General features: G+C 71.6%; 18 protein-coding genes. 8 read left to right on the top strand and 10 right to left on the bottom strand.

Annotated features, from left to right (window positions below):
* The first annotated feature begins 19 nt into the window (after positions 1 to 19).
* Both AB0M28_RS06755 and AB0M28_RS06750 read left to right on the top strand, forming a co-directional pair.
* On the top strand, positions 20 to 1,042 hold the full coding sequence (locus AB0M28_RS06755; RefSeq protein ID WP_365398860.1) for a glycosyl hydrolase: 1,023 nt from the start codon (positions 20 to 22) through the stop codon (positions 1,040 to 1,042).
* A gap of 48 nt (positions 1,043 to 1,090) precedes the next feature.
* Positions 1,091 to 2,401 carry a nucleotide sugar dehydrogenase gene (locus AB0M28_RS06750; protein WP_365398857.1) on the top strand — a complete coding sequence of 437 codons (1,311 nt, stop codon included), beginning with the start codon at positions 1,091 to 1,093 and terminating at the stop codon, positions 2,399 to 2,401.
* A gap of 19 nt (positions 2,402 to 2,420) precedes the next feature.
* Here AB0M28_RS06750 and AB0M28_RS06745 read toward each other — a convergent pair whose 3' ends face one another.
* The 4 genes from AB0M28_RS06745 to AB0M28_RS06730 form a co-directional block, all read right to left on the bottom strand.
* Positions 2,421 to 2,852 (bottom strand): VOC family protein, encoded by a 432-nt coding sequence (locus tag AB0M28_RS06745; RefSeq protein WP_365398854.1) that lies wholly within the window; start codon positions 2,850 to 2,852, stop codon positions 2,421 to 2,423.
* An 87-nt stretch (positions 2,853 to 2,939) separates the two neighbouring features.
* Complete coding sequence (locus tag AB0M28_RS06740) at positions 2,940 to 3,971, bottom strand: chitinase (RefSeq protein WP_365398851.1); 1,032 nt, start codon at positions 3,969 to 3,971, stop codon at positions 2,940 to 2,942.
* A gap of 193 nt (positions 3,972 to 4,164) precedes the next feature.
* Positions 4,165 to 4,668 carry an LURP-one-related family protein gene (locus AB0M28_RS06735; RefSeq protein WP_365398849.1) on the bottom strand — a complete coding sequence of 168 codons (504 nt, stop codon included), beginning with the start codon at positions 4,666 to 4,668 and terminating at the stop codon, positions 4,165 to 4,167.
* A 47-nt stretch (positions 4,669 to 4,715) separates the two neighbouring features.
* On the bottom strand, positions 4,716 to 5,225 hold the full coding sequence (locus AB0M28_RS06730) for an SseB family protein (RefSeq protein ID WP_365398846.1): 510 nt from the start codon (positions 5,223 to 5,225) through the stop codon (positions 4,716 to 4,718).
* Positions 5,226 to 5,452: 227 nt separating this feature from the next.
* Between AB0M28_RS06730 and AB0M28_RS06725 the strand changes: the two genes are divergently transcribed.
* Positions 5,453 to 7,279 (top strand): acyl-CoA dehydrogenase, encoded by a 1,827-nt coding sequence (locus AB0M28_RS06725; RefSeq protein WP_365398844.1) that lies wholly within the window; start codon positions 5,453 to 5,455, stop codon positions 7,277 to 7,279.
* 108 nt (positions 7,280 to 7,387) lie between these two features.
* On the opposite strand, the gene AB0M28_RS06720 is transcribed toward AB0M28_RS06725, so the two are convergent.
* Positions 7,388 to 9,577 (bottom strand): M12 family metallo-peptidase, encoded by a 2,190-nt coding sequence (locus AB0M28_RS06720; RefSeq protein WP_365398841.1) that lies wholly within the window; start codon positions 9,575 to 9,577, stop codon positions 7,388 to 7,390.
* A gap of 217 nt (positions 9,578 to 9,794) precedes the next feature.
* On the opposite strand from AB0M28_RS06720, the gene AB0M28_RS06715 reads away from it, so the two are divergent.
* Positions 9,795 to 11,099: a M18 family aminopeptidase gene (locus AB0M28_RS06715; RefSeq protein ID WP_365398838.1), complete on the top strand. Its 1,305-nt coding sequence runs from the start codon at positions 9,795 to 9,797 to the stop codon at positions 11,097 to 11,099.
* Between the two features lie 81 nt (positions 11,100 to 11,180).
* Here AB0M28_RS06715 and AB0M28_RS06710 read toward each other — a convergent pair whose 3' ends face one another.
* On the bottom strand, positions 11,181 to 11,897 hold the full coding sequence (locus AB0M28_RS06710; RefSeq protein WP_365398835.1) for a hypothetical protein: 717 nt from the start codon (positions 11,895 to 11,897) through the stop codon (positions 11,181 to 11,183).
* Positions 11,898 to 12,031: 134 nt separating this feature from the next.
* Between AB0M28_RS06710 and AB0M28_RS06705 the strand changes: the two genes are divergently transcribed.
* Positions 12,032 to 12,577 (top strand): helix-turn-helix domain-containing protein, encoded by a 546-nt coding sequence (locus AB0M28_RS06705; protein ID WP_365398832.1) that lies wholly within the window; start codon positions 12,032 to 12,034, stop codon positions 12,575 to 12,577.
* A 70-nt stretch (positions 12,578 to 12,647) separates the two neighbouring features.
* On the opposite strand, the gene AB0M28_RS06700 is transcribed toward AB0M28_RS06705, so the two are convergent.
* Positions 12,648 to 14,492, bottom strand: a complete 1,845-nt coding sequence (locus AB0M28_RS06700) for an NHL domain-containing thioredoxin family protein (protein WP_365398829.1) — start codon at positions 14,490 to 14,492, stop codon at positions 12,648 to 12,650.
* Between the two features lie 164 nt (positions 14,493 to 14,656).
* Between AB0M28_RS06700 and AB0M28_RS06695 the strand changes: the two genes are divergently transcribed.
* A complete protein-coding gene (locus AB0M28_RS06695) occupies positions 14,657 to 15,013 on the top strand; it encodes a cupin domain-containing protein (protein ID WP_365399078.1) in 357 nt (118 codons plus the stop codon).
* Positions 15,014 to 15,109: 96 nt separating this feature from the next.
* Positions 15,110 to 16,087 carry a pirin family protein gene (locus AB0M28_RS06690; RefSeq protein WP_365398826.1) on the top strand — a complete coding sequence of 326 codons (978 nt, stop codon included), beginning with the start codon at positions 15,110 to 15,112 and terminating at the stop codon, positions 16,085 to 16,087.
* 29 nt (positions 16,088 to 16,116) lie between these two features.
* Here AB0M28_RS06690 and AB0M28_RS06685 read toward each other — a convergent pair whose 3' ends face one another.
* The 3 genes from AB0M28_RS06685 to AB0M28_RS06675 all read right to left on the bottom strand — a co-directional run bounded on the left by AB0M28_RS06685 (position 16,117) and on the right by AB0M28_RS06675 (position 19,596).
* Positions 16,117 to 16,311: a hypothetical protein gene (locus tag AB0M28_RS06685; RefSeq protein ID WP_365398823.1), complete on the bottom strand. Its 195-nt coding sequence runs from the start codon at positions 16,309 to 16,311 to the stop codon at positions 16,117 to 16,119.
* Positions 16,312 to 16,412: 101 nt separating this feature from the next.
* Positions 16,413 to 17,330 (bottom strand): LysR family transcriptional regulator, encoded by a 918-nt coding sequence (locus tag AB0M28_RS06680; RefSeq protein ID WP_365398820.1) that lies wholly within the window; start codon positions 17,328 to 17,330, stop codon positions 16,413 to 16,415.
* A 175-nt stretch (positions 17,331 to 17,505) separates the two neighbouring features.
* A complete protein-coding gene (locus AB0M28_RS06675) occupies positions 17,506 to 19,596 on the bottom strand; it encodes a SpoIIE family protein phosphatase (RefSeq protein WP_365398818.1) in 2,091 nt (696 codons plus the stop codon).
* Positions 19,597 to 20,221: 625 nt separating this feature from the next.
* On the opposite strand from AB0M28_RS06675, the gene aspS reads away from it, so the two are divergent.
* A complete protein-coding gene (aspS, locus tag AB0M28_RS06670; protein WP_365398815.1) occupies positions 20,222 to 21,985 on the top strand; it encodes an aspartate--tRNA ligase in 1,764 nt (587 codons plus the stop codon).
* Positions 21,986 to 22,068: the final 83 nt, after the last annotated feature.

Genomic DNA, 22,068 nt, shown 5'->3' with positions numbered 1-22,068 from the left:
CCGATACACCACGGGTACCGTGGCGATCGCAGTCGCCGGAATCATGGGAAGCCTCTTCCTGTGGCATCCGTCGCCCGCCGAGCCGCCCACGCCCTCGTCCGTCGGTGCCGACGTACTGGCGGACGCGGTCCCCGACCGGACCACGGCCACCGAGGGGAGCCCGGGCGCCCAGGCGAAACCGGACCTTCCCAAGGCGAGCGACTTCATCCACCCCTCGTCCGGCAAGTACCTCGGGGTCTCGCTCCCCAACGGGGCGGCCGGGCTGTCCGCCTACAACAAGAAGACCCGGACTCCGGCCAACCTCTCCCTGGAGTTCGTGGACTTCGGTGAGCGGCCCCCCGTCGGGCACATGCGGGACGCCTACGAGCAGCATGCGCTGACCGTGCTGAACTGGCAGCCGATGGAGGCCTCCATCGCCTCCATCGTCGCCGGGGACCAGGACGCGTACATCTCGGCCTTCGCCGCCGACCTGGCCCAGACCGGCCTCCCGGTCGGTGTCGTGTTCGCATCCGAGTTCAACACCGACTGGCAACCGTGGGGGACTCAGGCCACCAGCGCGGAGCAGTACGTCGCGGCGTGGCGGCGGATCCACAACCTCGCCACCGCCGCGGGCGCCACCAACGTGATCTGGATCTGGGCGCCGAACGTCATCAACCCGGTACGCAAGACCCCGCTGAAGCCTTTCTGGCCCGGCGAGAAGTACGTGGACTGGGTCGGTCTGGCGGCGTACTGGACGCCCAATCTCCAGGAGGACTCCTGGGAGACCCTGATCGTGCCGACCAAGAAGCGGATCCGGACCTTCACCGACCTCCCGATCGTGATCACCGAGACCGGAGTGATGCAGGGCCCGAGGAAGATCGAGTGGATCCGCGCCATGTTCGAAGGGCTGGCCACGGACCGGGACGTACTCGGCATGATCTATCTCCACGCGGGCTTCGCGGAGGGCAAGCGGGGCGAGTGGAAGGTCACCAAGAACCCGGAGCACCTCGCGGCCTGGCGGGCGGGTGCGAAGAAGATCGAGACCGTGCCGGTCAACAAGTAGGGGCAGAACCTGCCCGTGTTCCCAAAAATCGCCTGATGAAAGCAAGCTATGACCGCCCAGAACGACATATCCCAGTCTGACCGGCATGCCCAGGGGGGCGAGGGTACCGATCTCGTCGTCATCGGCCTCGGGTACGTCGGTCTGCCGCTTGTCCGGGCCGCCGCCGTGGCCGGGCTCCGGGTCGTCGGCCTCGACCTCGACCAGAGCGTCGTGGACGGACTGAACGCCGGGCGCTCGCACGTCGACGACCTGTCGGACGCGCAGATCGCGGCGATACGGGCGCGGGGTTTCACCGCCACCACCGACGCCTCCGTGATCAGCCGGGCCAAGTCCGTGGTGATCTGCGTTCCCACACCCCTGACCGAGCACGGCGCGCCCGACCTCGCCGCGGTCGAGGGCGCGGTGGCCTCGGTGGCCGCGCACCTGCACCCGGGCATGCTGGTGGTACTGGAGTCGACCACGTACCCGGGCACCACCGACGAGGTGGTCCGCCCGGCGCTGGAAGCCGGCGGTCTGGTCGCCGGAACCGACTTCCACCTGGCGTTCTCGCCCGAGCGGATAGACCCGGGCAATCCCGTCTACGGCCTGGAGAACACCCCGAAGGTCGTCGGCGGACACACGCCGGCCTGCACCAAGGCCGCCCGCAAGCTGTACGAGGGCTTCGTCGGGGAGGTCGTCGAGGCCAAGGGCACGCGCGAGGCCGAGATGGCGAAGCTGCTCGAGAACACCTACCGGCATGTCAACATCGCCCTCGTCAACGAGATGGCCATGTTCTGCCGCGAGATCGACGTCGACCTGTGGGACGCCATCAACTGCGCCGCCACCAAGCCGTTCGGTTTCGCCGCCTTCTACCCCGGCCCCGGCGTCGGCGGGCACTGCATTCCCATCGACCCGAACTACCTGTCCTACAAGGTCAGGTCGCTGGGCATCCCCTTCCGCTTCGTGGAGCTCGCCCAGGAGATCAACCAGCGGATGCCGGTATACGTCGTCCAGCGGGCCATGGAGCTGCTCAACGAAGCCGGTCTGGCGCTGCGCGGCTCCCGGGTGCTGCTCACCGGTATCACCTACAAGCCGGACATCGCGGACCAGCGTGAGACGCCGGTCATCGCGGTGCTGCGCGAGCTGCGCCGTTTCGGGGCCCAGGTCGTCTACTTCGACCCGCACATCGACGAGTGGCGCGTCGACGACGAGTCGGTGGAGCGCACCACTGATCTCCTGGCCACGGCCGCGGACGCCGATCTCACCATCCTGCTGCAGGCCCACAGCTCCATCGACACGGTTCAGCTGGCCGACACGGCGACGCGGATGCTCGACACCCGCGGCACCACGCGCGGACACCGCAACGCCGTACAGCTCTGACACCGCCCGGACGGGCGCATCAGGTGAGGCAGAACTCGTTGCCCTCGATGTCCTGCATCGTGATGCACGACTCGTTGACGCCATCGGCGCGCTGCGTCAGCACGTGTTTCGCGCCGAGCGCCATCAGCCGTGCGCATTCGGCCTCGAGGGTGGCCAGGCGCTCCTCACCCACGAGCCCGGTGCCGGCCCGCACATCGAGATGCACCCGGTTCTTGACGACCTTGCCTTCGGGAACTCGCTGGAAGAGCAGGCGCGGGGCCATACCCGAGGGATCAGTGCACCCGAAGTAGATCTCGTCCTCGGGCGGCAGCGTGCGGTGGTACTCGTCCCACGTGGCAAAGCCCTCCGGGACCGCCGGTACGACGTACCCCAGCACCTCGCACCAGAAGGCGGCCAGGCGCGCGGGCTCCGCGCAGTCGAAGGTCACCTGGAACTGTTTGATCGTAGACATCGGCGCACGATAGCAGGGGCCCGGCTCATCTCCCCAGGTCGGGAGGTCCGCACGGGGTCGGGAGGAGGCGCCTGCCACCCGCTGCCTCTAGCGGGCTGCCGCCCACTTCGCGAAATCGGTGCTGTACCGGGTGAACGCGTAGGCGCTCTGGGCTATCGAGCTGCACTCGGTCGAGAGCTGCATGTTGTTGTCCGCCGGAGTGCACTGGCGGTCCCGGTTCAGCGACCAGAAGGTGAACCGCGCCATGTGGTGCGACTTCGCGAAGATCAGATTGCTCGCGAAGTCCACCTCGGAGAAGTACTCGCCGAGATCTGTCAGGCCGTTCATCTGTGAGATTCCCGTATGCCGCCAGGCCTCTTCGGCGCTCCATCCGAAGAGCGTCCGCAGCTGGCGGTTGAAGCCCTTCAGCGCCGCCTGCTGTGCGGCTGCCCCGCGGAACTCGCCGTCGAAGGGCATGAGCGTGTAGGCGGCGACCTCGAGCCCTTCGTCCCTGGCCCGAGTGAGGGTGCGCTCACCGAGGGCGTCGACCCCGGTGGCGGTGCCGGGGACGGTGAGCGTGACCACGAGGCCGGGGTTCTCCCGCTGGAGAATCCGCGCGGCCCCGATCTCGTTGGCGACCGCCGCGGGGTTCTGGCTCACCGTCCGCTCGATGTCGAGGTCGACCACCTGGATCCCGTACTTGTCCAGGACCGTCTGGTACGCGTCGGCGGTGGCCTGCGGGCTGTCGCACTCCAGGCCGAGCGCGGTTCCCGCGCCGCCGCCGAACGAGACGGCCACATCGCCGCCGTGGGCGCGCAACTCGCGGATGACCGCGGCCACCCGGGTGTCCTTGCTCACCGGATCGGTGCCGCCCCAGGTGGGCGTGCACCCTCCCGAGGCGGGAGCGCGAACGAAGGCCAGGGTGAAGGCCTTCTGCCCCGTGGCCTCCAACACCTCGACGAGATCAGGGGTCTTGGGATCGGTGACGAAAACGTAGGGTGCCGACGTGTGCCAGGCCGCGAGCTGGGGCGTGTCCTCGGTGGCCAGGGTTGTCGAGGACCCGGAGGTGGAGGACGCGGACTCCCACGGGTCGAAGGCGACCACACACAGGCCGATCACCACCGTCAGCGCCGCCAGCACGATGGCTCCAGGTCTCGCATGGAGCGATATGCCGCTACTCCGGTTCACGTGGATGTCGCCCTCTGCGTAGGAGCCTGTGGGGTGCCCATACTGCCTTATAAATGCTGAGCTGGGCGAATGCCGGACGCCTGGGGCAGGGATGCCACTCGTACGCATCCGTCCCCATGCCGGGCGGAGTTGACCCGGGACGCCCTCACCCGTCCGCGGCCTTCGCCATGAGTCTGGCCTCCAGTCGGTCCACCGCGATCGCGACGCCCAGGAGCATCGCCGCGTCCGCGTCCTCGCGTTCGATGTCGACGGCGTAGGTGTCCCGCAGGCGGAACCACTTGCGGGAGACGCGGGCGAGGCGTTCGCCCTCGTACTCGATGTCGAACTCCTTGTCGATGATGTTGCCGTAGACGTCGAGCTTCTCGCCGGTGGCCAGTTCGGCCCAGTAGCGCTCGCGCAGGAGCTTCAGGCGCTTCTTGCTGATCGTGCAGACCGTCTCGCCGTCGCGCTCCAGGGTCATCGACGGGCGCAGGGCGACGAGCTTCTGCTTGACGGTCAGGAGGACCTGGCCGGACGCGTCCTTCAGCTGGAAGGTGTCGCGCACGCGCAGCACCTTGCCGTCGAGGTAGAAGGCGCGGTCGCCGTTCTCGTCCTCGATCCAGGAGTCGTCGCCGATGTCGAGGTACTTCTCGCGTACGAGGTATTTCATACGGCGAGTCTCACGGGTTCGAGGCCGACCCGCACGCCCAGTCGGGGCTAGCCGTACATCCGCCGCATGGCGAAGTCGACCATCTCCTCGACCGCCTTCGCGTCCACCACCATCCGGTGCTCGCCCTCCATGTCCAGCACGAAGCCGTAGCCCGTCGGCAGCAGGTCCAGCACCTCCGCGCCCGTCACCGTGAAGTGCTTCGACTCGCGGCCGGCGTAGCGGCGCAGCTCCTTCAGGGAGGTGAACAGGGGGATGACCGGCTGCTGGGTGTTGTGCAGGGCGAGGAAGCCGGGGTTGTCGCCGCGGGGGCAGTAGATCTTGGAGGTGGCGAAGATCTGCTGGAAGTCCTCGGCGGTGAGGGATCCGGCCGTGAACGCCTTCACGGCCTCGGCGAGCGAGGGCGGCGAGGGCTCCGGGTACAGCGGCGCCTGGGCATAGCCGCCGGGGTCGCCGGGCGCGGCGTGGGCGCCCGGGTACGGCGGCGGCTGCGGGGTCGCGTACCCCGGGTGCCCCCCGTGGGGCTGGCCGAGGCCCGCGTTCTGGTCGTAGCCGTACATGCCTTAGAGCGTACCGGGGGTACCGAGGCAGGGGGGTCGGGGCGTGGGCGGGACCCGGCGGCGGGGCGGCGGAGGGCCGGAGCGTGGGCCGGGGCGTGGGACGGAGCGTGGGACGGATCACCCCAAGCGGAGCAATGTCATCGCTGTCAAGGGTTGCGGTTTGTTACCAGCGGGTAGCATCATGGATGGTCGCTGATCCCTTTTTGCCTGATGCAGGAGCTGCCGGAATGGGCCACTACAAGTCGAATCTCCGGGACATCGAGTTCAACCTCTTCGAGGTGCTGGGCCGCGACAGCCTGTACGGCACGGGCCCCTTCGAGGAGATGGACGTCGAGACCGCCAGGAGCGTGCTCTCGGAGATCGCCCGCCTCGCCGAGAACGACCTCGCCGAGTCCTTCGCCGACGCCGACCGCAACCCGCCGGTCTTCGACCCCGAGACGAACACCGCGCCGGTCCCGGCATCCTTCAAGAAGAGCTACCAGGCCTTCATGGACTCCGAGTACTGGCGCCTCGGCCTGCCCGAGGAGATCGGCGGCACCACCGCCCCGCCGTCCCTGATCTGGTCGTACGCGGAGCTGATCCTCGGCTCGAACCCGGCGATCTGGATGTACTCCTCCGGCCCCGCCTTCGCCCGCATCCTGCACGAGGAGGGCACCGAGCAGCAGCGGCACATCGCGACCGTCGCCGTCGAGAAGCGCTGGGGCTCCACCATGGTCCTCACCGAGCCGGACGCCGGCTCGGACGTGGGCGCCGGCCGTACCAAGGCGGTCCACCAGGAGGACGGCTCGTGGCACATCGAGGGCGTGAAGCGCTTCATCACGTCCGGTGAGCACGACATGGAGGAGAACATCCTCCACTACGTCCTCGCCCGCCCCGAGGGCGCCGGCCCCGGCACCAAGGGCCTGTCCCTCTTCCTGGTCCCGAAGTTCCTCTTCGACTTCGAGACCGGCGAGCTGGGCGAGCGCAACGGCGTCTACGCCACGAACGTCGAGCACAAGATGGGCCTGAAGGCGTCCAACACCTGCGAGATGACCTTCGGCGACCGCCACCCCGCCAAGGGCTGGCTGATCGGCGACCGGCACGACGGCATCCGGCAGATGTTCCGGATCATCGAGTTCGCCCGGATGATGGTCGGTACGAAGGCCATCGCCACCCTGTCCACGGGCTACCTCAACGCCCTGGAGTACGCCAAGGAGCGCGTGCAGGGCCCGGACCTGGCCCAGTTCACGGACAAGGCCGCGCCGCGGGTGTCGATCACCCACCACCCGGACGTCCGCCGCGAGCTGATGCAGCAGAAGGCGTACGTCGAGGGCATGCGCGCCCTGGTGCTGCACACCGCGTCGGTGCAGGACGCGATCGCCGCCAAGGAGGCCGCCGGCGAGGACGCCTCCGCCGAGCACGCGCTGAACGACCTGCTGCTCCCCATCGTCAAGGGCTACGGCTCGGAGAAGTCGTACGAGCAGCTGGCCCGCTCCCTGCAGACCTTCGGCGGCTCCGGCTATCTGCAGGAGTACCCGGTCGAGCAGTACATCCGGGACGCCAAGATCGACACGCTGTACGAGGGCACCACCGCCATCCAGGGCCAGGACTTCTTCTTCCGGAAGATCGTCCGCAACCAGGGGCAGGCGCTCACCGCCGTCAGCGAGGAGATCAAGAAGTTCCTGGCGCTCGGGGTGGGCGGCGAGGAGCTGTCCGGCGCCCGCGACCAGCTGGCCAAGGCGGCCGTGGAGCTGGAGGCCATCGTCGGCCTGATGCTGACCGACCTCGCGGCCACCGAGCAGGACGTCAAGAGCATCTACAAGGTGGGCCTGAACACCACCCGGCTGCTCATGGCCTCCGGTGACGTCGTCGTCGGCTACCTGCTGCTCAAGGGCGCGGCCGTGGCCGCCGAGAAGCTGCCGCACGCCTCCGCCAAGGACGTGCCGTTCTACCAGGGCAAGATCGCGGCGGCGCGGTTCTTCGCGGACAACGTCCTGCCGGGCGTCGCCACCCAGCGCGCCATCGCCGAGGGCGTGGGCCTGGACCTGATGGAGCTGGACGAGGCGGCGTTCTGATCCGCCCGTCGCGCCCGGAACGCCTGGCGCGCGGACACCACTGACACACCGGGGCCCGCCCACCGACGATCGGTGGGCGGGCCCCGGTGCGTACAGGCCGCGGTGCGCTCAGCGTCTGCCGAAGACCGCGGACACCTTGTGCGCCTTGTCCATCGTCACGGTGACCGACGTGTTCCTTGTCTTCAGCGACTTCCCGTCGAGCTTCCAGCCGATGATCCGGTACCCCGTCGCCGGCCTGGCCGTCACCTTGATCTTCGTGCCCTTCGCGTACGGGCCCGCCTTGGCCGGTACGACCCTGCCCCCCTTGACCGGCCAGACCGAGGTGGTCAGCTTCACCTTGACCGGCGGCTTCGCGAACACCGCCTGGACGTGGTGGGCCGCGTTCATCACCAGGCTGAGACTGGTGCCGGTGCCCGCCGCCTTGCGGTCCACCAGCCAGTTCCTGAAGACGTAGCCCTTGGCGGGTGTGGCCGTCATCGTGATCCTGGTGCCCTTGGCGAAGGTGCTCCCCGCCGGGACCAGCCGCAGCGCACCGGAACGGGCCGGCGTGACCGGGCCCACCGTCAGCTTGTACCGGGGGGTGGGCGACACGGTGAAGCGGGCCTCGAGCGTGTGGTCCGCCGCCATCCGCACCGTGAACCGCGGATCGCGGACCGGCTGCGCGACCCCGTCCAGCGACCAGCCGGCGAACACGTACCCCGCGGCGGGCACGGCACGCACCGTGACCTCGGTGTCCTCGGCGTACGGGCCGAACGTCCCCGGCTCGAGCCGGCCGCCCGCCGTCGGCGACGCCAGCAGCTGCAGCGCGTACGTCGTGGGGTCGGCCGGCCGGACCCGGTAGTCGGCGATGTAGGGAAGGGCGCGGAGCAGCTCGGGCACCTGGTTGTTGTTCGCGTCGCCCAGGGGGCGGCCCAGATAGCTGTGCGCGGGGTCGGCGTACTGGTTGACCGCCGAGCAGGTCAGCGGCCTGCAGGAGGTGGAGTAGGCCATGGTCGTGAAGTACTGCTTGTCCGTCGTGATCCAGCCGGTCTTCAGCGGGGGCTGGTACTGCGGCGGGATCCCCTGGTTGGCCAGGGTGGCGCGGTCGTGCCAGAGGCCGAAGTTGTGGCCCAGCTCGTGGTTCCAGTTGTTCCACCACGTGGTGGTGCGGATGTCCGTGGCCGACCAGGCGTACTCGGAGGTCTGCGCCGACGCGCCGGAGACCGGCAGGCTGCCCTGACCGCTGCTGTAGCCGTCCGGGACCCGGATGAGCAGGGCGACCAGATCGGCGGCGTACTTGTCGCGCAGCTGGGCGGCCTGTCTGCCCAGGGTGGGGTCGGCGGGGTTCTGGACCTTGCTGAGCATGGCCGAGGCGATCTCGTCGCCGGTGTACGCGAAGGCGTAGCTGTGGACGATGTCGACGCTGGCGGGGACGCCGGTGGCGGCCAGCCCCTGGTTCATCCGCGACTCGATGAGCGCGAGCCGGGACTGCATCCCCTCCTGGCCGCCGACCTCGGCGAGGGCCTTGGGGCTGTAGCCGACGACGACGTCGATGACGGCGGGGGAGTTGGGCTCCAGCCTCCTCGAAGCGGCGCGCGTGGCGGGGGACGCGTGTGCGGTGGCCGGGATGACGCAGACGGGCCGGCCGGGCGGGAGGCCGGGGGGAGGGGGCGTGGGGAGGTTGTCGCAGGCGGGCGGGGTGAACGCGGAGGGCTGCCCGGGTTCCGCCGGTCCCCCCGGCTCCGTCCCGCCCGCGGGATCCGTCGTCTCGCCCTCGCCGTCGGGCGGTACGTAGGTGTCCTCCGGCGGCGGGCTGGTGTTGCCCTCGAACGGGTCCAGGACCGGCTTCGGCAGCAGCTCCGGGTCGACCTCGTCGATCCGCAGGGTGTCCGGCTCCGGCGAGCTCAGCTCGTACCACCGGTCGGGCAGCGTCACATGTCCGTCGACCGACACCGGGCCGCTGTCGCAGGCGCCGCTGACGGCCAGGGTCACCCGGTCGTCGCGCCGTTCGACGCCCTCCCCGCTCCACAGGATCGTGTCCCCGTCGGGCCCCTCCGCGCTGAGCTGGGTCTGCTCGGCCGTGACGAGCACATCCGGGGGGAAGAGGGCGAAGGTGTGCCGGCGGGGCGTCCCCGGATCACGGTTCTCACAGAGCCAGTCGTAGTCGGCGTCCGTGATCTCGAGGGTGCGGCTGCGCAGCACCCAGGGTTTGTCCGGATCGGGGGGCTGGGAGGCGGCAGCGGCGGCCGCGGACAACGGGACGACGGCCATCAGTGTGGCCGTTGCCGCGATGCCCGCCGGGAGGGTGAATCGGCGCATGGGGACGGGCTCCTTCGAAGCGCATCGACGACCGGGACCCGCGCGGGGCGGGCCCGGCTTCCGAAGATCAGATAGCCACAGAAGGAACGTGTCGCCCCATAACCCACGCCCGCCCGATACGCAAGTTCAGCCCGGCGGCCGACTTGCCCGGTAAGTCCGGTGGCCAGTGCACGGGGGGCGGGCGCCGTTGCCCCCGGCGCTCCATATGCTGGAGTCCATGAGCCCTCACCCCCCCGGCCGCCGCTTCGATCGTGGCCACACCGACGACCTGATGTCCTTCCTGGCCGCGAGCCCCTCGCCGTACCACGCGGTGGTGGGTGCCGCCGAGCGGCTGGAGAAGGCCGGTTTCCGGCAGGTCGAGGAGACGGACGCCTGGGACGGCACCGCTGGGGGGCGGTACGTGACCCGCGGCGGGGCGATCATCGCGTGGTACGTGCCCGAGGGCGCCACCCCTGCCACGCCGTACCGGATCGTGGGCGCGCACACCGACTCCCCCAACCTCCGGGTCAAGCCCCACCCGGACACCGGGTCGCACGGCTGGCGGCAGATCGCCGTCGAGATCTACGGCGGGACGCTGCTCAACACCTGGCTGGACCGCGACCTCGGCCTCAGCGGCCGGCTCACGCTGCGGGACGGGTCGACGAAGCTGGTCTGCGTCGACCGGCCGCTGCTGCGGGTGCCGCAGCTGGCCGTGCATCTGGACCGGTCGGTCAACATGGACGGGCTCAAGCTCGACAAGCAGCGCCACATGACGCCCGTGTGGGGGCTGGGCGAGGTCGCCGAGGGTGATCTGATCGCGTTCGTCGCCGCGGAGGCCGGGGTGCCGGCCGCGGACGTCGTGGGCTGGGACCTGATGGTGCACAGCGTGGAGGCACCCGCGTATCTGGGCCGCGACCGCGAGCTGGTCGTCGGCCCGCGGATGGACAACCTGTTGTCCGTGCACGCCGGCACGGTCGCGCTGGCCACGGTCGCCACCGGCGACGAGCCGCTGGACTGCATCCCCGTCCTCGCGGCCTTCGACCACGAGGAGAACGGCAGCCAGTCCGACACGGGCGCGGAGGGGCCGCTGCTGGGCAACGTGCTGCAGCGCTCCGCCCTCGCCCGCGGCGGGACCTTCGAGGACGCCGCCCGGGCGCTGGCCGGCTCGGTCTGCCTCTCCTCGGACACGGGCCACGCCGTCCACCCCAACTACGCCGAGCGGCACGAGCCGGGCCACCATCCGGTGCCGAACGGCGGCCCCATCCTGAAGGTCAACGTCAACCAGCGCTACGCCACCGACGGCGCCGGACGCGCGGTCTTCGCGGCCGCGTGCGAGCGTGCCGGCGTGCCCTGGCAGAGCTTCGTATCCAACAACGCCATGCCCTGCGGGACGACCATCGGCCCGATCACGGCCGCGCGCCACGGGATCGCGACGGTCGACATCGGCGTCGCCATCCTGTCCATGCACTCCGCCCGGGAGATGTGCGGCGCGGACGACCCGGCGTACCTCACGGACGCGCTGGTGGCCTTCATGGAGGGCTGACCCGCGGGGGCGGCGGGCGGCCCGCGGGCCGGCCCACGCCCCGTGTGCCCCTACCGGGCGTAGGGCCGGATGCCTCCCCCGTTACCGGGCGTAGGGCCGGATGCCCACCGTCGCCGACAGCTCCAGCGCGTTCGAGCCGGACGGCGCCGGCAGGCCCAGCGCGGCGTCCAGCGCCGGGGTGAGGCGGCCGCAGTCCGTCGTCCCCGGCGCCGCGAACGCCGTGTCCGCGGCGGCGAACGTGACCGTGAGCGGGTTCGTGGATATGACGCGGGTGGGTGCCGTGTCCTTGAGCGTGAAGAGGATGCCCCCGTCCGGGGCCCCTATCGCGCACCCCGCGGGAAGCAGCGAGCCGGCGCGCAGGCCGAAGGACACGGCCAGTTCGCCGCGCCGCTCGTCGTTCCCCTGGAAGTCGGAGTACCCCGCGTACCGCGGGGTGAGCGTCAGTGGCGCGCCGTCCACCCGTATCGGCGGGGACGAGAGCCGCCCGAAGACCTGACGGAACTCGCCGTTCACCCGGCCCTCCGCGAAGACCACCTCCATCGGCTCCGAGATCCGGGCCGTGACCCGGCCGATCCGCAGCTGGCCCGTGGCGTGCATGACCTCGCAGCGCCAGGTGCCCGGATCGGCGTCCGCGGGCAGTTCGGCGAGGGCGGGGCAGGCGTCGAAGTCGAACTCCGGGGACTCCGCGGCCGCCGCGGGGGCGGCGCCCAGGGTCAGGGCGGCCAGCAGCGCCGCGCCCGTGGCGGCCGTCGCCTGCCGCCACGCGGCCCGTACCCGTACGCGTCGTCGCTGATTCATGTCACTCACACCTCTCCTTGCCGGGAACTCGCCGAACTCCCCGGAACTCCCTGGGCCGGACTCCATCATTGCAGAGATTTCTCTGCAGAGGAAGCTCTGCAGAGAAATCTCTGCCGCTCGGCTAGAATGAGCCCATGACGCAGGAACGGCGTACGGTCACCAGCCCCGAGGCACTCAAGGCCCTGGCGCATCCCCTCCGGCTGCGCATCGTGCGCCATCTCGGCGTACACGGCCCGGCGACATCGACGACCCTGGCCTCGGCCCTGGGGGAGAACACGGGCACGCTCAGCTACCACCTGCGCATGCTGGAGCGCGGCGGCCTGATCGAGGACATCCCCGAGCGCTCGGCCGGCCGCGAGCGCTGGTGGCGCGGCGTACGGGGGCTGGACATCCGGCGGCCGCCGGAGGAGGAGATGACGCCCGCCGAGCAGGCCGTCGCCGACGAGCTGGGCCGGATGCGGCTGGAGGAGGACATCCAGCTGGCGCGGCGCTTCACCGAGCAGGGAGAGCCCGGCTGGATGCGCGGCTCACGCGGACTCAGCCATCTCACCAAGGAGCAGCTGGACGCCTTCCACGACGACTATCTGGAGCTGCTGGCCCGCTACGCGTACGGCCCGGAGGACGCGGAGCCGGGAGCGCGGCCGGTGCTGCTGCGGTGGTTCGGACTGCCGGCGGACTGACCCGCCGACACGCGCCCGGTCACACGCGCCCAGTCACGCCCCCGTCACGCCCCCCGTCACGCGCCCCCCGTCACCCCTCATCCATCCCCGCCAGCACCAGCCCCAGCCGCCCCGTCCCCCCGGCCACCACGGACACCGGCACCCCCCAGTCCTGCTGGTGCACATGGCACGCCGGGTACTCCACCGACGGGTCGTCGTCGCACGACGCCGCCATCGCCGACACGTGCAGCACGCCCTCCGTCACCCCGTCCGCCAGCACCAGGTCCCGGAAGAGGTCCGTGCCCGTGCCCGCGCCGGAGGCCAGCAGCTCCGGCGGCGTCGAGCTGACGAGCAGGCGCGTCGACGGCCCGTAGCGCTCGTCGAGCTTCTGCCCCGCCGGGGCCTGGAACACCACGTCCAGCCGCAGCCCGCCCGGCGCCACCTCGGTCGCCGCCCGCTGCGTGCGGTGCGCCACCGACTCCACGCGTACGGCCGACTCCGGCAGCCGCAGCCGGGTCAGCCGGTGCCGGGCCGACTCGACGACCACCACGTGGTCCCCGACGAGCACCGCGTCCGACGGCTCCCGCAGATCGGTGGCCAGCGTCGTGACCTCGCCCGAGGCGGGGTCGTACCGGCGCAGCGCGTGGTTGTACGTGTCGCAGACGGCGACCGAGCCGTCGGGCAGCGCCGTCACCCCCAGCGGATGCTGCAGCAGCGCCTGCTCCGCGGCGCCGTCCCGGTGGCCGAAGTCGAACAGGCCCGTGCCCACGGCCGTGTGCACCACGCCGTCCAGGTCCAGCCAGCGCACGGCGGAGGTCTCGGAGTCCGCGATCCACAGCCGGTCGCCGGCCGCCGCCAGCCCGGACGGCTGGGCGAACCACGCCTCGGCCGCCGGGCCGTCGACCAGGCCCTCGTTGGTGGTGCCGGCCGCCGCCTCGACGACCCCGGCCCGCGGGTCGTACGTCCACAGCTGGTGGACGCCGGCCATCGCGATCCACACCCTGCCGTCGAACCACGCCACGTCCCACGGCGACGACAGGTCCACCTCGCGCGCCGGACCGGACACCGGCGACCCCTGCCACCACTGCCGACCGGTGCCCGCGACCGTCGTCACCTCGCCGGTCGCCAGGTCCAGCCGGCGCAGCGCGTGGTTCACGGTGTCCGCGACGACGACCGCGCCGTCCGGCAGCAGGGCCAGCCCCTGCGGCTCGCTGAACTGGGGCCGTACCCCGTCCACCAGCCCGCGCGCGCCGGTGCCGATCCGGCGTACGACCGTCTCGCCGTCCGCCGCGAACTCCACCAGCTGGTGCCGGGTGGTGTCGGAGACCAGCAGGTTGCCCGACGGCAGCAGCAGCGCCTTGCCCGGGAAGCGCAGGTCGGTGGCCTGCGGCTCCGGCGGTACGTACGGGCCGTCGCCCCGGCGCAGCGTGCCCTTCGCCTCGTGCTCGGCCTCCAGCTCCCCGACCAGCGCCTCGATGGCGTGCGCGTGGCCCTCGCCGGCGTGCTGGGCGACGACGTAGCCCTCGGGGTCGATGACCACGAGCGTGGGCCAGGCCCGTACGGCGTACTGCTTCCAGGTCGCCAGCTCCGGGTCGTCCAGCACCGGGTGCTCCACGCCGTACCGCTCCACGGCGTCGACCACGGCCTGGTGCTCGGCCTCGTGCACGAACTTCGGCGAGTGCACGCCGACGATCACCACGGTGTCGCGGTGCTTCTCCTCGAGCTCGCGGAGCTCGTCGAGGACGTGCAGGCAGTTGATGCAGCAGAAGGTCCAGAAATCGAGAACCGCGATCTTGCCCCGCAGGTCGGCGAGGGTGAGCTCCTTGCCTCCCGTGTTGAGCCAGCCGCCCTTGCCGACCAGCTCGGGAGCGCGGACACGGGCACGGCGGGAGGCGGGCGCGGGGGTGGGCACGGGCGCCGGGGCGGCATCGTTCATGCCCTCAAGCTTGCCATCCGCCCCGGATCACCGGAGTCCGGGCTTACGACGGGGTAACGAGCTGCGATATCCGTAACCGAGAGCAGCCATTGCCACGGATTTCGTGCTCTTGGTTGAATGTGAGCGACGGATTCATCGGTACGACGCACCACGAGAGGTTCGCCATGACCACCGCCCCCGCCTCCTTCGCCCTGCATGTTCCCGACGCGGAGCTGGAGCCGGAGCCGCTCGACCCCGGGCAGATCGTGTCGGGGAGTCCCGAGGTCACCGGGAAGGTGGTCTGGGAGTCGGCGGACGGCCGGCAGATACGCGGGGTCTGGCAGATCACGCCCGGGGTGGTCACCGACACGGAGGCCGACGAGCTGTTCGTCGTGGTCAGCGGGCGGGCCACCGTCGAGGTCGAGGGGGGCGGGGTGCTCGAGGTGGGGCCCGGTGACGCGGCCGTGCTGCGGGCCGGGGACCGGACGACCTGGACGGTGCACGAGACGCTGCGCAAGGCGTACCACATCAATCTCGGCTGACCGGCGTTAGAGCAGGTCAGGCGGGGCGGGAATGGGCCCCGATTGCAGGTTGTTGTGAGTTCAACTAACCTGGTTGGAGAACCCGAGGAGGTCCCCATGCCTGCTGTAACCGTCGAGAACCCGCTGCACCTGCCCAAGGTGGTCGCGGCCGCGGACGCCGTGGCCCGGCCCGTGCTGGCCGTGACGACCGCGCCGAGCGGCTTCGAGGGCGAGGGCTTCCCCGTCCGGCGGGCGTTCGCCGGGATCAACTACCGCTATCTGGACCCGTTCATCATGATGGACCAGATGGGAGAGGTGGACTACGCGCCCGGTGAGCCCAAGGGCACCCCCTGGCACCCCCACCGCGGCTTCGAGACCGTCACGTACATCATCGACGGCATCTTCGACCACCAGGACTCCAACGGCGGTGGCGGCACCATCACCAACGGCGACACCCAGTGGATGACGGCCGGCTCCGGCCTGCTGCACATCGAGGCGCCGCCGGAGCACCTGGTGGTGTCCGGCGGTCTCTTCCACGGGCTCCAGCTGTGGGTGAACCTGCCCGCCAAGGACAAGATGATGGCCCCGCGCTACCAGGACATCCGCGGCGGTACGGTCCAGCTGCTGACGTCCCCCGACGGCGGCGCGCTGCTCCGGGTCATCGCCGGCGAGCTGGACGGCCACCAGGGCCCCGGCATCACGCACACGCCGATCACGATGATCCACGCCACGCTGGCGCCGGGCGCGGAGCTGACCCTGCCGTGGCGCGAGGACTTCAACGCCCTCGCGTACGTGCTGGCCGGGCGCGGCTCCGTCGGTACGGACCGGCGGCCGGTCCAGGTGGGGCAGACGGCCGTCTTCGGTACGGGCTCCTCGCTGACCGTGCGCGCGGACGAGAAGCAGGACTCGCACACCCCGGACCTGGAGGTCGTCCTCCTCGGCGGGCAGCCGATCCGGGAGCCGATGGCGCACTACGGGCCGTTCGTGATGAACACCCGCGAGGAGCTCCAGCAGGCGTTCGACGACTTCCAGAAGGGCCGGCTCGGCACGATCCCGGCCGTGCACGGGATGACCGAGGCGGGTCCGGAGGACTGAGCGCCCGCCGAACGCCGCGACGCGGGCCGTCACACCGGCAGGAAGCGCGCGATCGCATGGGCCACCAGGGCCGCCAGCCCCTGGCGGCCCATCGCGTACGCCGGCGAGGCGAAGTGCCAGGTGTACGCGGCGGTGAGCGCGACGGCCGCCGGCAGCGACCGGGCCAGGGCGAGTGCGCGCCGGGCCCGGGGCGGCGTGGCCGGGTCCGCGTGGGTCGAGGGCATGGCTCCGTCCTGTCCGCCGGGTGCGCGGGCGGTCCGGCCCGACCCGACCAGGATCTTCGCGGGGCGGCAGGCGCGGCAATGACGAACTGGGAAAGGGCCGTTCAGCCGGGCTTAACGACGTCGTCGAGGCGGGCGGTGCCGAACTCCTCGGCGGTCCGGGCGAAGGCGCGGACCAGCTCCGACTCCCGGTCCGCGGGCCACACCAGCGCCAGTTCGTCCTCGGGGGCACCGGTCACCGGCACGAAGGCGACGCCCGGCCGCTGGAAGTAGCGCGAGATCTGGTCGACCGCGATGCCGATCCCCTTGCCCGCCGCGATCAGGGCCAGACCCGCCTGGAAGGTGGCCACGCGATGGGCGACCCGGACGGGCCGGCCGGACGGCGTCCGGTCCGGGATCCAGTGCGCGAGCCAGTAGTCGGGGACGGCGCTGCCCGCCACGACCACGTCCTCCCCCGCCAGGTCCTCCACCGTCACCGACTCCCGGGACGCCAGCGGATGGGCCGCGGGCACCACCATGCACCGCGACTCGCGCATGAGCACCGGCCCGACCTTCAGATCCGGCTCGCGTACGGGCAGATGGATGGCCATCATGTCGACCCGGCCGTCGCGCAGCGGCCGCAGCGGGTCGCCGATCTCGGCCTCCAGGACCAGCCGCGCCTCGGCCTCGGGGTGGCGGGCGTGGAAGGTGTCCGCGAGCGTCACCAGCAGCTGGCCCGTGGCCGGGCCGAGGAACGCCAGCCGCAGCGCGCCGCTGACGCCGCGGCCGGCGTCGACCGCCCGCCGGACGGCGGCCTCGATGGCCTCGTGGTGCGGCCGCAGCTCGTCGCCGAGCCGCCGGCCGAGGTCGGTCAGCGCCACCGCGCGGCTGGTGCGGGTGAACAGGGGTGCCCCGAAGCGGCGTTCCAGCTTCTGGACGATCTGGGTCACCCGGGCCGGGGACAGCCGCAGCCGCTGCGCGGTGCGGCCGAAGTGCAGCTCCTCGCTGAGGGTGAGGAACGTCTCGATCTCGTGCCGCTCCACGGCCCCTCCCCTCCCGTACGACCTGCGCCGTGCGCCGTGCGGCCGGTCCGCGTCGGGTGACGCGGCCGGCCTGCCCCGCCCCGGCATTCAGTCTCGCTTAACGATCATTCAGCGCTTCGGCCTTGATGATTGTCGACCGCCCCGGATTTGTCGAACACGGGCCCGGGATGCCCGCTCAGCCGGGGCCCTGCTCCTCGTACACCTCGAACCAGATCGACTTCCCGTCCCCCTGCGGCTCCACCCCCCACGCCCCGGACAGCGCCTCCAGCAGCAGTACGCCGCGGCCGGAGGAGGCCAGTTCGCCGGGGTGGCGGCGGTGCGGGAGCTCGTCGTCGCCGTCGGCGACCTCGACCCGCAGCGTGCGGCCGCCCGCGGGGCCGGAGGTATCGGCGCGGACGCGGGCGTCGCCCTCGGTGTGCACCAGGACGTTCGCGATCAGCTCGGAGAGCACCAGCTCGGCCGAGTCGACCTGGTCCGGCGCGGTCCAGTCGTGCAGCAGCGACCGCAGCTCGTGGCGGGCGTCGGCGACCCGCTGCTGCTCGGCCTGCGACACCGTGAGGTGCATGTGCCGGCCGCCGAGCTCCTCGACGGGGACCGCCAGGGCGCCGTCGCGGGCGAGCAGGATCAGCGCGATGTCGTCCTCGCGGCGCTCGGCGTGCGGGCCGGGGATCTCGTGGGCGTGTACGCCGCTCACCGCGTCGATCATGGCGTCGGCGATGTTCTCCAGGTCCGTGTTCGCGTGGGCGGCGAAGACGTCCCGGATCCGGTCGCGGCCGGTGTCGATGTCGTGGCCGCCGGTCTCGATCAGGCCGTCCGAGCACAGCAGCAGGGTCTCCCCGTACTCCAGCTGCAGCTCGGTGACCGGATAGTCGGGGTCCGGGACGATGCCCAGCGGCAGCCCGCCGTCGGTCGGCCGGATCACCATGGTGCCGTCGCCGAGCCCGGTCGCCGGGTCGAGGTGGCCGGCCCGGGCGATGGTGAGCCTGCCGTCCGCCGGGTCGGCCTCCAGATACAGGCAGGTGGCGAACCGGCCGTCGTCGTCCTCGGCGTCGTTCTGGTTGATGCCGTACAGGAAGCGCGAGGCCCGGGCCAGCACCGCGTCCGGGTGGTGGCCCTCGGCGGCGTACGCGCGCACCGCGATCCGCAGCTGGCTCATCAGGCCCGCGGCCCGTACGTCGTGGCCCTGGACGTCGCCGATGACCAGGGCCGTGTTCCCGCTGGGCAGGGCGATCACGTCGTACCAGTCGCCGCCGATGTCCAGGCCGCCGCCCGTGGGCACATAGCGGGCGGCCACCTCCAGGCCCGGGATGTCGGGGGTGGTGGCGGGCATCATCGTGCGCTGCAGGCCGGCCGACAGCTCGCGCTCCGACTCGTGGACATGCGCGCGGGAGAGCGCGGCGGCCAGCATGCGCGCCACGGTGGTGAGCACGGAGCGCTCGTACGGCGTGAAGGGCGCCGCATGGGAGAACGCCGCCATCCAGGCGCCGGTCGTCTTCCCGCCGACGGTCAGCGGGAGGTACGCCCAGGAGCGCCGGCCCAGCTGGCTCGCCAGCCGCCACGCCTCGGGGAAGCGGCGCTCGTACTCCGCGGGGCTCGGGATGTAGATGGCGCGGCCGGTGCGGATGGCGACGGCGCCCGGGTAGTCGGAGTCCAGGGGGATACGGAGGAACGGCTGCTCGTCGTCCTTGCTGTAGCCGTGGTGGCCGATCACGCTCAGGCTGTCGCCCTCCACCCCGAAGACCGCCATCCCGTCGGGGGAGAAACCGGGCATCGCCAGCGACGCGGCCACGCGCAGCACCTCGTCGGTGGACCTCGCCTCCGCCAGCGCGCGGCCGGCGTCGAGCAGGAACGCCTCGCGGGACAGCCGCCAGTCGCTGGTCAGCGGGGACGGCGGGGACGTTCCGGCGACGGCGCCGGGCAGCGGTTCGACCAGCTGCTGCACGGTGCCGAGGAGGATCCGGGGGTCGGCGGGGGAGGGACGCATCCGGCTGCGGACGCTGCGCAGCACGGTTCCCTGGGGGTCCACGACGCGCAGGACGGCCTCCGCGAGGGTGCCCTCGCTGAGGGTGAGCTCCATCAGGCCCCTGAGTTCGACGTAGTCGATGCCGTGGAAGCGGGAGCGCACATCCGAGGAGGTCGTGGTGGTCCGGTCGGGCGGCAGCCCGATCAGGCGCGCCGCCTCCTGGTCCAGGCGGACCTCGCCGGAGCCGGTGTCCCACCGCCAGACACCGGTGCCGACGGTTTTGAGGATGTCCTCGATGCGCACTGGCATATTTTAGGACGGTTTGCGCGTGGTGGCCGGTTTGCGCCTCGTGGCCGGCGCCCCACCCACGTGGTGGTCGGTTTGCGCCTGTGTCCGGCGCCGGGCTTGCCGCGCCTCCGGCGCGGGGGATCTCCCCCCCACACACCACCCGTCACCGACTGCCGCGGAACGGCCCGGCGCCTGGGGCCGCAGGCGGGCCTATGGCCCGCGGCCAGGGGCCCCGCCTGCGCGCCCGCATGCCTCTGGCCGTGCTGGGTCCGAGGGGCTCCCCCCGGGGCCCGGCCCCGAGGGGCTCCCCCCGGGGCCGGGCCGTGCCCGCCTGGCGGGGCCAACCCCGGCGGGCACAGCCGGTGGGGGCGGGGGCGTACCCCAGGCGCCGGGGGTGACCAGGCGACGCGGTGACGGGTGGTGTGCGGGTGGGGGCGATCCCCGCGCCGGAGGCGCGGGGCGGCGCCGGGCGCGGCGAGCGGGCCGCCCATCCCGTACCCCGGGCGCAGCCCGAGGCGAGCCCGACCCGTCGAATCGGGGCGAGGTCCCGCGACCGGTACGCTTGACGGCTGGCGGGCCTGCCGGTGAGGCGCGGCGCGCCTCATCCCCTATCCCGTCTCGATGATCAGGATGACGCAAGATGCACCGTTACCGGTCCCACAGCTGTGGTGAACTGCGCGCAAGCGACGTCGGCGCCGACGTCCGCCTCTCCGGCTGGCTGCACAACCGGCGCGACCTCGGCGGCATCCTGTTCATCGATATCCGCGACCACTACGGCATCACGCAGCTGGTCGCCCGCCCCGGCAGCGCCGCGAACGAGGCCCTGGCGAAGCTCACCAAGGAGACCGTCGTCCGCGTCGACGGCAAGGTCGCCTCCCGCGGCGCCGAGAACGTCAACCCCGACCTGCCCACCGGCGAGGTCGAGGTCGAGGTCACCGACGTCGAGGTGCTGGGCGCCGCCGACCAGATCCCGTTCACGATCAACGCCGACGACGGCGTCAACGAGGAGAAGCGGCTCGAGTACCGCTTCCTCGACCTGCGCCGCGAGCGGATGCACCGCAACATCATGCTGCGCACCGCCGTGATCCGCGCGATCCGCGAGAAGATGACGTCCCTCGGCTTCAACGAGCTGGCGACCCCGATCCTGTCGGCCACCTCCCCCGAGGGCGCCCGCGACTTCCTCGTCCCCTCCCGCCTGCACGCCGGCAAGTTCTACGCCCTGCCGCAGGCCCCGCAGCAGTTCAAGCAGCTGCTGATGATCGCGGGCTTCGACCGCTACTTCCAGATCGCCCCCTGCTTCCGCGACGAGGACGCCCGCGCCGACCGCTCGCCGGGCGAGTTCTACCAGCTCGACATGGAGATGTCCTTCGTCGAGCAGGAGGACGTCTTCCAGGTCATCGAGAAGGTCATGACGGACCTCTTCGAGGAGTTCGGCAACGGCCGCCACGTCACCTCCCCCTTCCCGCGGATCCCGTTCCGCGAGGCGATGCTGAAGTACGGCTCGGACAAGCCGGACCTGCGCGCGCAGCTCGAGCTCGTCGACATCACCGACGTCTTCGAGGGTTCGGAGTTCAAGGCGTTCGCCGGCAAGCACGTACGGGCCCTCGCGGTGCCGTCCGTCCAGGACCAGCCGCGCAAGTTCTTCGACGGTCTCGGCGACTACGCCGTGGAGCAGGGCGCCAAGGGCCTGGCCTGGGTCCGCGTCGGCGAGGACGGCGGGCTGACGGGCCCGATCGCCAAGTTCCTCACCGAGGAGAACGTCAAGGTCCTCACCGAGCGCCTGGGCCTGAAGCCCGGCCACGCGGTCTTCTTCGGCGCCGGCGAGTTCGACGAGGTCTCCAAGATCATGGGCGCCGTCCGGGTCGAGGCCGCCAAGCGCGCGGGCCAGTTCGAGGAGGACGTCTTCCGGTTCTGCTGGATCGTCGACTTCCCGATGTTCGAGAAGAACGAGGACACCGGCGCGATCGAGTTCTCGCACAACCCGTTCTCCATGCCGCAGGGCGGCCTGGAGGCGCTGAACTCCAAGGACCCGCTCGACATCCTCGCCTGGCAGTACGACATCGTCTGCAACGGCACCGAGCTGTCCTCCGGCGCGATCCGCAACCACGAGCCGGACGTCATGTACCGCGCCTTCGAGATCGCGGGCTACTCCAACGAGGACGTGGAGCGCGAGTTCGGCGGCATGCTGCGCGCGTTCAAGTTCGGCGCCCCGCCGCACGGCGGCATCGCGCCGGGCATCGACCGCATCGTGATGCTGCTGGCCGACGAGCCCTCCATCCGCGAGACGATCGCCTTCCCGCTCAACGGCAACGCGCAGGACCTGCTGATGGGCGCGCCGAGCGAGGTCGACGAGACCCGGCTGCGCGAGCTGCACCTCACCATCCGCAAGCCGCAGCCGAAGTAGCGCCTCCCGGCGCCACGGCTCACAGGCGGCGCCCGCCCGGTACACACCGGGCGGGCCCCGGCCCCGGCGGGCCGCGGGTGGGG

Source organism: Streptomyces sp. NPDC051940 (assembly GCF_040680895.1).
Taxonomy (GTDB): Bacteria; Actinomycetota; Actinomycetes; order Streptomycetales; family Streptomycetaceae; genus Streptomyces.
Note: the sequence above shows the minus strand (reverse complement) of the source record. Positions and strands in the feature narration are given on the sequence as shown.

Coding starts and splice junctions, on each gene's coding strand:
- AB0M28_RS06705 (WP_365398832.1), top strand. CDS start 12,032: ATGACGCAGGAACGGCGTACGGTCACCAGCCCCGAGGCACTCAAGGCC.
- AB0M28_RS06720 (WP_365398841.1), bottom strand. CDS start 9,577: ATGCGCCGATTCACCCTCCCGGCGGGCATCGCGGCAACGGCCACACTG.
- AB0M28_RS06690 (WP_365398826.1), top strand. CDS start 15,110: ATGCCTGCTGTAACCGTCGAGAACCCGCTGCACCTGCCCAAGGTGGTC.
- aspS (WP_365398815.1), top strand. CDS start 20,222: ATGCACCGTTACCGGTCCCACAGCTGTGGTGAACTGCGCGCAAGCGAC.
- AB0M28_RS06685 (WP_365398823.1), bottom strand. CDS start 16,311: ATGCCCTCGACCCACGCGGACCCGGCCACGCCGCCCCGGGCCCGGCGC.
- AB0M28_RS06715 (WP_365398838.1), top strand. CDS start 9,795: ATGAGCCCTCACCCCCCCGGCCGCCGCTTCGATCGTGGCCACACCGAC.
- AB0M28_RS06730 (WP_365398846.1), bottom strand. CDS start 5,225: ATGTACGGCTACGACCAGAACGCGGGCCTCGGCCAGCCCCACGGGGGG.
- AB0M28_RS06725 (WP_365398844.1), top strand. CDS start 5,453: ATGGGCCACTACAAGTCGAATCTCCGGGACATCGAGTTCAACCTCTTC.
- AB0M28_RS06700 (WP_365398829.1), bottom strand. CDS start 14,492: ATGAACGATGCCGCCCCGGCGCCCGTGCCCACCCCCGCGCCCGCCTCC.
- AB0M28_RS06745 (WP_365398854.1), bottom strand. CDS start 2,852: ATGTCTACGATCAAACAGTTCCAGGTGACCTTCGACTGCGCGGAGCCC.
- AB0M28_RS06735 (WP_365398849.1), bottom strand. CDS start 4,668: ATGAAATACCTCGTACGCGAGAAGTACCTCGACATCGGCGACGACTCC.
- AB0M28_RS06710 (WP_365398835.1), bottom strand. CDS start 11,897: ATGAATCAGCGACGACGCGTACGGGTACGGGCCGCGTGGCGGCAGGCG.
- AB0M28_RS06695 (WP_365399078.1), top strand. CDS start 14,657: ATGACCACCGCCCCCGCCTCCTTCGCCCTGCATGTTCCCGACGCGGAG.
- AB0M28_RS06750 (WP_365398857.1), top strand. CDS start 1,091: ATGACCGCCCAGAACGACATATCCCAGTCTGACCGGCATGCCCAGGGG.